Origin of the sequence: Lentzea sp. (assembly GCF_036380075.1) — a bacterium.
Lineage (GTDB): Bacteria > Actinomycetota > Actinomycetes > Mycobacteriales > Pseudonocardiaceae > Lentzea.
Genome location: NZ_DASVFL010000121.1, coordinates 1 through 8,128, shown reverse-complemented (window position 1 = coordinate 8,128; position 8,128 = coordinate 1). Strand labels below are relative to the sequence as shown.

5 protein-coding genes and 1 pseudogene are annotated in these 8,128 nt (G+C 73.8%); 3 read left to right on the top strand and 3 right to left on the bottom strand.

Translation table 11 applies throughout. The features are described from left to right. Positions 1–303 (top strand): annotated as a pseudogene (locus tag VF330_RS15555) (transcriptional regulator); the annotation flags it as partial. An 11-nt stretch (positions 304–314) separates the two neighbouring features. On the opposite strand, the gene VF330_RS15550 reads toward VF330_RS15555, so the two are convergent. Together VF330_RS15550 and VF330_RS15545 are read right to left on the bottom strand one after the other, a co-directional pair. Beyond that, positions 315–1,436, bottom strand: coding sequence for an epoxide hydrolase family protein (locus VF330_RS15550; protein WP_330852302.1), 1,122 nt, complete (start codon positions 1,434–1,436; stop codon positions 315–317). A 16-nt stretch (positions 1,437–1,452) separates the two neighbouring features. Continuing rightward, on the bottom strand, positions 1,453–2,829 hold the full coding sequence (locus VF330_RS15545; RefSeq protein WP_330852301.1) for an MFS transporter: 1,377 nt from the start codon (positions 2,827–2,829) through the stop codon (positions 1,453–1,455). Positions 2,830–2,909: 80 nt separating this feature from the next. Here VF330_RS15545 and VF330_RS15540 point away from each other — a divergent pair, with 80 nt between their 5' ends. Both VF330_RS15540 and VF330_RS15535 read left to right on the top strand, forming a co-directional pair. Next, entirely contained in the window at positions 2,910–3,506 is a 597-nt protein-coding gene (locus VF330_RS15540) for a CGNR zinc finger domain-containing protein (protein ID WP_330852300.1), read from the top strand. Between the two features lie 148 nt (positions 3,507–3,654). Beyond that, a complete protein-coding gene (locus VF330_RS15535) occupies positions 3,655–4,992 on the top strand; it encodes a hypothetical protein (RefSeq protein WP_330852299.1) in 1,338 nt (445 codons plus the stop codon). Positions 4,993–5,069: 77 nt separating this feature from the next. Here VF330_RS15535 and VF330_RS15530 read toward each other — a convergent pair whose 3' ends face one another. After that, a complete protein-coding gene (locus tag VF330_RS15530; RefSeq protein ID WP_330852298.1) occupies positions 5,070–7,877 on the bottom strand; it encodes an ATP-binding protein in 2,808 nt (935 codons plus the stop codon). Positions 7,878–8,128 lie beyond the last annotated feature (251 nt).

The window sequence follows — 8,128 nt, the reverse complement described above, 5'->3', positions numbered from 1 at the left end:
GCCGGCCTGCGCGCCACCGCGGCCACGCGCGCCGGGGAGCTCGACGCCTTCGTGAGGAGCATGCGCGAGCGCAGTGAGACGTTCCGGGCGCTGTGGGACTCCCACGACGTGCACAACCGCGTGACGGGGGAGAAGCGGCTGCGCGTCGAAGGGCTGGGCGTGCTCCGCCTCGGCTTCGAGACCTTCGCGCTCGCCGGACCGGAGGGGCACGTGTTGTACGTGTACTTCCCCCAGCCCGGCAGCGTCGACGTCCAGGCGCTCGACGTCCTCGCTCGAAGCGGTCCAGGCGCGCACCACCGGTAGCCGGCAGGAGGTCAGCGGACGAGGCGGAAGAAGCCGCGCACCTGGTCCACCAACGACCGCGGCTGCTCCAGCGCCGCGAAGTGGCCTCCTCGCGGCATCTCCTCGAACCAGCGGAGGTCCGTGAACCGCGTCTCGGCCTCCCGCCGCGACGGGCGGGTGAGGTCACGCGGGTACACCGACAGCCCGGATGGGGCGGTGACCTGGTCCCGGAAGCGGGCGAAGCTCTCCCAGTACAGGCGCGCCGACGACGTGGCGGACGCGGTGAACCAGTAGACCGAGATCTCGTCGAGGACCTTCTGCCGCGACACCGCGTCCCCGGGAAGTCCGTTGTGGTCGGTCCAGGCCCAGAACTTCTCGGCGATCCAGGTGGCCTGGCCGGCGGGGGAGTCGGTGAGGCCGTAGCCGAGGGTCTGCGGCCGGGTGGCCTGCTGCGCCGAGTAGCCGCGGCCGGTGCGCCGGAACTCTTCCTCCGCCTCCAGGTTCGCCCGTTCCGCGGGTGTCGGGTCGTCGAACGTGCCCAGCGCCACGGAGCCCAGGTTCACGTGCACGCCGGCGACCCGCTCCGGTGCCACCTCGCCCAGCGCGCCGGACACCGCCGAGCCCCAGTCGCCGCCTTGCGCGCCGTACCGCTCGTAGCCCAGCGAGACCATCAGCGCGTCCCAGGCGCGGGCGATGCGGCTGACGCCCCACCCGGTCGTGGACGGCTTGTCGCTCCAGCCGTAGCCGGGCAGCGACGGTGCGACCACGTGGAACGCGTCTGCCGGGTCGCCGCCGTGCGTGCGCGGGTCGCTCAGCGGACCGAGGACGTCCAGGAACTCGAGGACCGAGCCCGGCCAGCCGTGCGTGAGCACGAGCGGGAACGCGTCCGGTTCCGGCGACCGGACGTGCACGAAGTGGATGCCCAGTCCGTCGACCACGTCGCGGAACTGCGGGAACGCGTTCAGCCGGGCCGCGAACCCGAAGTCGTAGTCCTCGGCCCAGGCACGGCACAGCTCCTGCGCGTAGGCCAGCGGCACTCCTTGCGACCAGTCGTCCACCGGTTCGGCCTCCGGCCACCGCGTCCGGCGCAGGCGGTCGCGCAGGTCGGCGATCTCGGCCTCGGTGATGCTCACCTCGAACGGCTCGGCCACCACGGCGGAGCTCCCTTCCTCAACGGGACGTCATCGGATCGGACACGGGGCCGGGGCGTCGGGTGGTGCTGAGCACGAGCCCGCCCAGGGGCAGCACCGCGAGCACGGCGAGTACCACGGGCGCCCCGACGGCGCCGGACAGGCCCGCGACGGTGGCCGGACCGACGCCGCCCCCGAGGAAGACCATGAAGTTGAGCAGTCCCTGTGCGGTGTCGCGGTCGTGCGCGGCGACCAGTTCCGGCGCGAGGCCCACCAGCACCGCCTGACCGCCGGCGAACCCGCACACGGTCAGCGCCGTGCCGACGACGACCGGGACCGGTCCGTCGAAGACCGCGACCACGACCACGCCGGCCGCGGTGAGAGCGGCGAGCCCGGCCAGCACCTGCCACTCGGCGACCCTGCCGGTCGTGACGCCCACGAGCCGGCCGGCCACCACCGAGCACGCGGCGGCCGGGAGCAGAAGAGCACCGGCTGCCAGCGCGCCACCACCTGTGGTCCGCTCGATCAGGGACGGGGCGACGAACAGCACCCCGTAGTAGCCGGCGAAGACCGTCGCGCCGACGAGCCCGGCGGACAGGAAACCGCGGGCGCCGATCACGCGTCTCGGCACGAACCCGTGAGGCGTCCGCCGCACACGCCACCACAGGCCCACGGCGCCGAGGGCTCCCGCGACCGCCACGACGACCGTCACCTCGGCGGACAGACCGACCGAGTGCGCCTGCAGCAACGCCATCAGCGAGGCGGCGACCACCGACAGCATCGCCGCACCCAGCACGTCGAACCGCCCGGCCGATCGGTCCGCTCCGCCCTCGCCGATCCGCGTGAACGTGCGCTTGTGCGGCAGCACCGCCAGCAGGGCGGGCAACGCGAGGACGGGGACCGCGAGCACCGCCCGCCAGCCCAGCCACTCGGTCACCGCCCCGCCCAGCAAGGTCCCGCAGGCGGAGGCCGTGGCGCTGACCGCGGCGATGACTCCCAGCGCACGGGTGCGTTCCGGGCGGGGAACGGTGGTGGCCAGAGCGAAGACCGCGATCACGGTCGCTCCCGCTCCGGCGCCGCCGACCAGCCGGCCGGCGACCACGACCGGCAACGCCGGACCCGCTCCGGCGAGCGCGGAGCCCGCGGCGAGCGCCACGACCCCGGCCCCCAGCACGCGAAACGGGCTCCACCGGGCCACCAGCCCGCCCGCGATCGGCATCGCGAGCGCCGAGGTCAGCGACCACGCCGCGAGAACCCACGCCGTGGCTCCGAACGGGACTCCGAGCGCGCGGCCGATCTCCGGCAGTGCCACCGACGGTGCTCCCAGTGCCACGTACTGCGGGAGCACCAGCAACCCCAGGACCAGTCCGAGCCGGCACCCGTCCGGCCTGCTGCCGGGAGCCTCGTCAGGCGGCATGGTCGCCTTCCTCCCGGTAGCGTGTGACACGTAAAACCAGCTGGAGATGTCACAGTACGAACGGTGGTGAGACACGTCAAATGCTTGATGCGTGTTACGACACCTCGGCGGTCCAGGCGGCCGTCGACCTCGCCAACACCCTGAAACCGGTGAGGGGAGAGGACTTCCTCGAGTCCGTGGCGCAGCTGCGCGGCTTCCTGCACGACCACCCCGCGCTCGGGCCGGCCGAGCCTTCGGAGCCGGCCGCGGAGCACGCGACGGGTGTCCGGTGGAGTCCCACCGAGGAGGACCTGGCGGAGGTGCGCTCGTTGCGCGAGACGGTGCGCGCCGTCCTCGAACGGGCGAACACCGACGCGGCGGGAGCTGTGGCCCTGGTCAACGACGGTCTGCGGCACAGCCGTGCGACCCCGGTGCTGCGCCTGGGCGACGACGGTTGGCGGACCGAGGTCGTCTCCGGCACCGATCGCTGCTCGCACCACCTGGCCGCGGCCATGTTCAGCGCGCTGGCTTCCGTGATCGCCACCCTGGGGCCGAACCGTCTCGGTGCGTGTGCCGGGCCGAACTGCCGCGGCACCTTCGTGGACCTCTCGCGCAACGGCTCGAAGCAGTACTGCACTCGCGCGTGCGCGCACCGGGTCAGCGTCGCCGCCTACCGGAGTCGCCACAACGCGGGCTGACGCGGACCGAAGGGACCTGCGGAGCCGTCGGTGCGGTCAGGACCGCCCTGATGACCGCCCCTCGGTGCACCCCTCCGGTACTGGTGACGGCGTGGTGAGTCGGCCAGCATCGTGCGCACCGCCGCCTTCGCAGAGGGAAGGAAGACCGGTGTACGCACATCATGACGACGAGCGCGCCGAGAGCCGACCGGTGCGTCGTGCCGGACCTGTCGCCTCCGTGCCGCTGCTCGCGTTGCAGAGGGGCGCGGGCAATGCCGCGACGACGAGGCTGCTCCAAGTCCAGCGCGCGGTCGGATTCGAGTACGAGCTGGGCACCGTGGAGACCTACCGGAAAGGCGTGTTGTTCGGCCGCGACCAGAGGTACCGGCTGAAGGGCAAGGAGGTGATCGCCCGCCACGACGGGTTCGACGTGACGGCGGACGAGCCGCCCGCGGGGCAGGGCGGCGGGCTCACCGACCTGGAGATCGTCGTCCACCACCTGGACGATGCAGACCCCGCGAGTAGGAAGCGGCTGGGCGAGGTGATGGGTCGCGTCGAGGGCTTGGCCGGCAGGTTGCAGCGCAGGGCGGGGCAGGAGGTCCCCGCGGCCGAGGTGGGTGCGGGCTGGCCCTCGTGGGTGTATCTGCGGCCGGAGGCGGACGACCTCGCGGGTCAGCTCCAGATGACCGGTGGACTGTCGATGGCCGCGCTCGGCGCCGTCCTGTCCGGCAAGGCGCTCAGGGCCACCGCGGCGCGTGCGGACAGGCTGCCCGCCGGAACCTCCAAGGACACCGCACAGGCCGCCGTGGACGCGCTGGCCCACTACGCGGGACCCGCGGAGGCCGAGAGCTATCGGCGAGCCGCTCAGGTGGTCACCGAGCGCACGCGCCTGCACGGACCCGGTCATTCGGCTCTGACCTCGGTGATGGCCATGTTGGTCGCACCGGCCCAGGCGGCGCGGCAGCGCACGCTTCCGTACCCCAAGGCCGCGACGGGACTGCTGATGGCGCGCACGGACTTCGCCACCATCATCGGCCTGCTCCCCGCCGACGCCCGGACCGCGCTGGCCCGTAGGCACGGTCTCGTCACGGACCTGGTGCTGGACGTACTGGGGCGGCTGCCGGGAGATGCGGTGGATCGGAACGACCCGGTGTTTCCGAAGGAAATGACCGAGCCCGGCTACACCCGGCCGACGATCACGTTCGCGGAGTGGCTGGACCCGCTCGGCGCCGCCGTGCCGGTCGACCGGATGACCACCGGCAACTACCCCGTCGGCGACCCCGCGTCCCTGGAAAAGCGGATGGAGGCCGCGTCGCTGGACTCACTGGGCGCGCTCGGCGACCAGACCGACCCGGCGCGGGTCCCCGGCACGACGGGGGAACCGGGCAAACCGAGGCCGATCTACGAGTTCAGGGCGCTGAGCAGCCTCTACCCGGACGCACTGGTCAACACGGCGCTGGGGCTGTGGGACTTCGTCGCGCTGGCCCACCAGAGGAAGATCCACTGACCGGTCGGACTTGGACTCGTGGACGACAGCGCGGTGGGGTGCGGGGGTGAGTCCGCCCTCCCGTGGTGGCGTGGTCGTCAGGCCAGGTGGGACGAGCGGATCGCGCGGCGCGAGCCGAGGCCGAGCTTGCGGAGCACGCTGGACGTGTGTTGCTCCACGGTGCGCGGCGAGAGGAACAGGACCTCGGCGATCTGGTTGTTCGTCAGGCCGGTGACCAGCAGCCTCGCCACCTCGCGCTCGCGGGGCGACAGGTCGTCGCCGTACCCGCGGCTGCCGCGGCGGGACGGGGTGGCCACGCCCAGGCCGCGCAGGAGGTGGCGGCAGCGGGCCGCGTCGTGGGTGGCGTCCAGGGCCTCGAAGCGTTCCGCGCAGCGGGTGTAGGCGGTGATCGCGGCGGTACCGCCGCGGCGCAGCAGGGCGGAGTCCGCGCGTTCCCGGGCCAGGGCGGCCAGGTAGGGCGCCCCGCGGTCCTCGTAGGCGCGGGCGGCCGCGGTGAAGCACGACGTTCCGTCGCCTCCCGCGTGGACGGCCAGTGCGCCGCGGCAGGTGTGCAGGGCCGCGGCGGTCAGCGGGGCGGAGACGCCGGCGATGCCCTGTTCCACCTCCCGCACCACGGTTTCGGCGTCGCGGACCCGGTCGGCGGCCAGGTAGGCGTCCACGGCCGCCTCGGCGAGGTCGCCCGTCCAGGCCCACACCTGTTTGCGTCGCGCGAGGGTCAGGCCCGTGTCGGCCTCGTGCACGGCTCGGGGCACGTCGTCGCGCAGTGCCAGGCGGACCAGACCCGCGCTGCCGCTCAGCGCGACCGGTGTGACGGCGTCGCGCGGGGTGCGGGCGCCGGTGCGTTCCAGGTGGGTCGCGGCGGCCGACCACTGACCGCGGGCCAGGGCGAGCAGGCCCAGGACGAGGTGGAGCTCGCTCGCCACCGCCACCAGGCCGTGGTGTTCGGCCAGCAGGGACGTCGCCCGGCCGGCCAGGCCGTTCCACTCGCCGGTGAACCAGCTCAGGCGGATCTCCGTGCTGCGAGCGGTGCTGAGCACATAGCGGGCGCCGCTGTCCTGGGCCGCCTTCATCCCGAACCGCAGGTGGCCGGCGGCCTGGTCGAAGCGGCCCACGATGGTCAGGGAGTCGGCCAGGTTGCAGTGCGCCCGCGCCACCTGGCGCTGTTCGCCCGGGGTGCGGCCGGCCTGGGGCAGGGTGTCCAGGCGGTCCAGGACGGCGTGGTCGCCCACGGCGACCAGTGAGCCGATGACGTTGGCGATGAGAGAGATGCGCAGTTCGCCGTCCTCACAGCGGCCGGCGATGGCGTCGGCCTCGTGCAGCCACCTGGTCAGCGACGGCAGCGGCGTGTCGCCGTTGAAGGGCTGGGCCAGGGCGCTCACGCACTTCGCGGCGAGGTCGGGGCGGTCCGCCAGGTCGTCGACCGCGAGCTCCAGCTGGGCGCGACCCTCCGCGAGGGTGTCTGACTGGCGGGCCAGCAGCAGCCCCAGGTGCATGCGGACCTCGCCGCGGGCGGCGGGGGACAGGCGCTCGTCGGCGAGCAGGGGCTGCAGGACAGCCACCGAGGCCGCCACGTCCAGGCCCAGCAACGCCGCTTCGCCCAGCTTCGTGCCCAGCCGGTCGACGTCCTCGCCGGCCAGCGGCTCCTCGGTCAGCAGCTGCCGCAGCAGCGAGGTGGCCGTGGCGGCGTCGGCGGAGGCCAGCGCCTGGTCGGCGGCGCGTTCGCCGTAGGAGAGCCGGTCCTGTCTGCGGTGCGCGAGCCTGCTGTGCTCGGCCAGCTGGAACAGGGGTGGTGGGTCGGTCGCGGCCAGCAGGCGGACGGCGCGCGCGTGCAGCTCCGCGCGGTGCATCGTGCCGACCGCGCGGTAGACCGCCCTGCGGGCCAGCTCGTGGCGGAACCAGTAGGCGTCCTGCCCGGTCTGGTGCAGGACGGGACGGGCCAGTGCCTCGTCGACGGCGGCCCGCAGCCGCTGCCCGGTCAGGTCGGCCATCTCGCCGAGCTGACCTGCGGTGACGGGAGCCGTGAAGACCGAGGCGGCGTGCACCAGGCGGCGTGCGTCGGGGGTGAGCGCGGCCACGCGTTCCGCCATGTACTCCCGCACGCGCACCGGTACGCCACCGTCGCCTGGGCCGCGGAGGACCTCCTCGACGCAGAACGGCAGGCCGCCGGTCCGTTCGTGCAGTTCGACGGCCGTGGCCTCGCCCACCGCCTCGATCCCCAGCACCGCCGCGACCAGCTCACCGACCTGCGCGACGTCCAGCGGCGCCAGTTCGACGATCTCCGTCGTTACCCCGGCGGCGGGCCGGAACGCGGTGCCGAGCGGCATCCCGCCCACCACGTCCTCACGCCGGAAGGTGACCACCACCGCCAGGCGTGCGGGCGGGTCGGACAACAGGAACCGCAGGAACGCGAGCGTCGCCTCGTCGGCCCAGTGCAGGTCCTCGACGACGAGCAGCACCGGTCCGGCGACCGCGAGCACCTCGCGCAGCGCGCGGAACAGCAGGTGCCGGTCGAACCGCGGGTCGGTGGCCGTGACCGGGGCGGGCAGCACGTCGGCCAGCTCCGGCACGACCGCGCGCAACGCAGCGGTCACCGGCGACAGCTCGCACCCGGCGAGCACCCGCCGCAGCCCGCGCAACGGCTCCAGCACCGGTCCCAGCACGAACGGCTCGGGGGTGCGCTGGCAGCGCCCGGTGAGCACCACCGGCACCGCAGGCGCCACCGCGGCCACCAGCTCGCCGACCAGGCGGCTCTTGCCGACGCCCGCCTCGCCCTCCACCTGCACCAGCGCCGGTCTGCACCCCACGACGGCGGACCGCGACCGGCCCAGTTCGGCGGCGCGGCCCACCAGGACCGCGGGGGTGGACGACGGCGTGGCTGCTGGCATCTGGTTCCTCCGGGCGAACTCACCTGCACCCGTATAGAGGCCTCCGGGGCCGGAACGGGATGCGTGGGACGCAAATCCGTTCCGGCCCCGAGGGTTTCCTAGGAGGAGCGGTAGTCGATCGTGTGCCGGTAGACGAGGTCGCGGGTCGCCGCCGACACGTCCAGCCCGGCACCCGGCCGGCGGGTGAGGAACCACTCGCGGAAGGTGCCGGTGCGGTTGCCGGCCAGGCTCTCGAACGTCGGCACGGGACC

Excerpts from the sequence above, each read along its gene's own strand:
- VF330_RS15545 (WP_330852301.1), bottom strand. The coding sequence starts at position 2,829 with ATGCCGCCTGACGAGGCTCCCGGCAGCAGGCCGGACGGGTGCCGGCTC.
- VF330_RS15540 (WP_330852300.1), top strand. The coding sequence starts at position 2,910 with ATGCTTGATGCGTGTTACGACACCTCGGCGGTCCAGGCGGCCGTCGAC.
- VF330_RS15530 (WP_330852298.1), bottom strand. The coding sequence starts at position 7,877 with ATGCCAGCAGCCACGCCGTCGTCCACCCCCGCGGTCCTGGTGGGCCGC.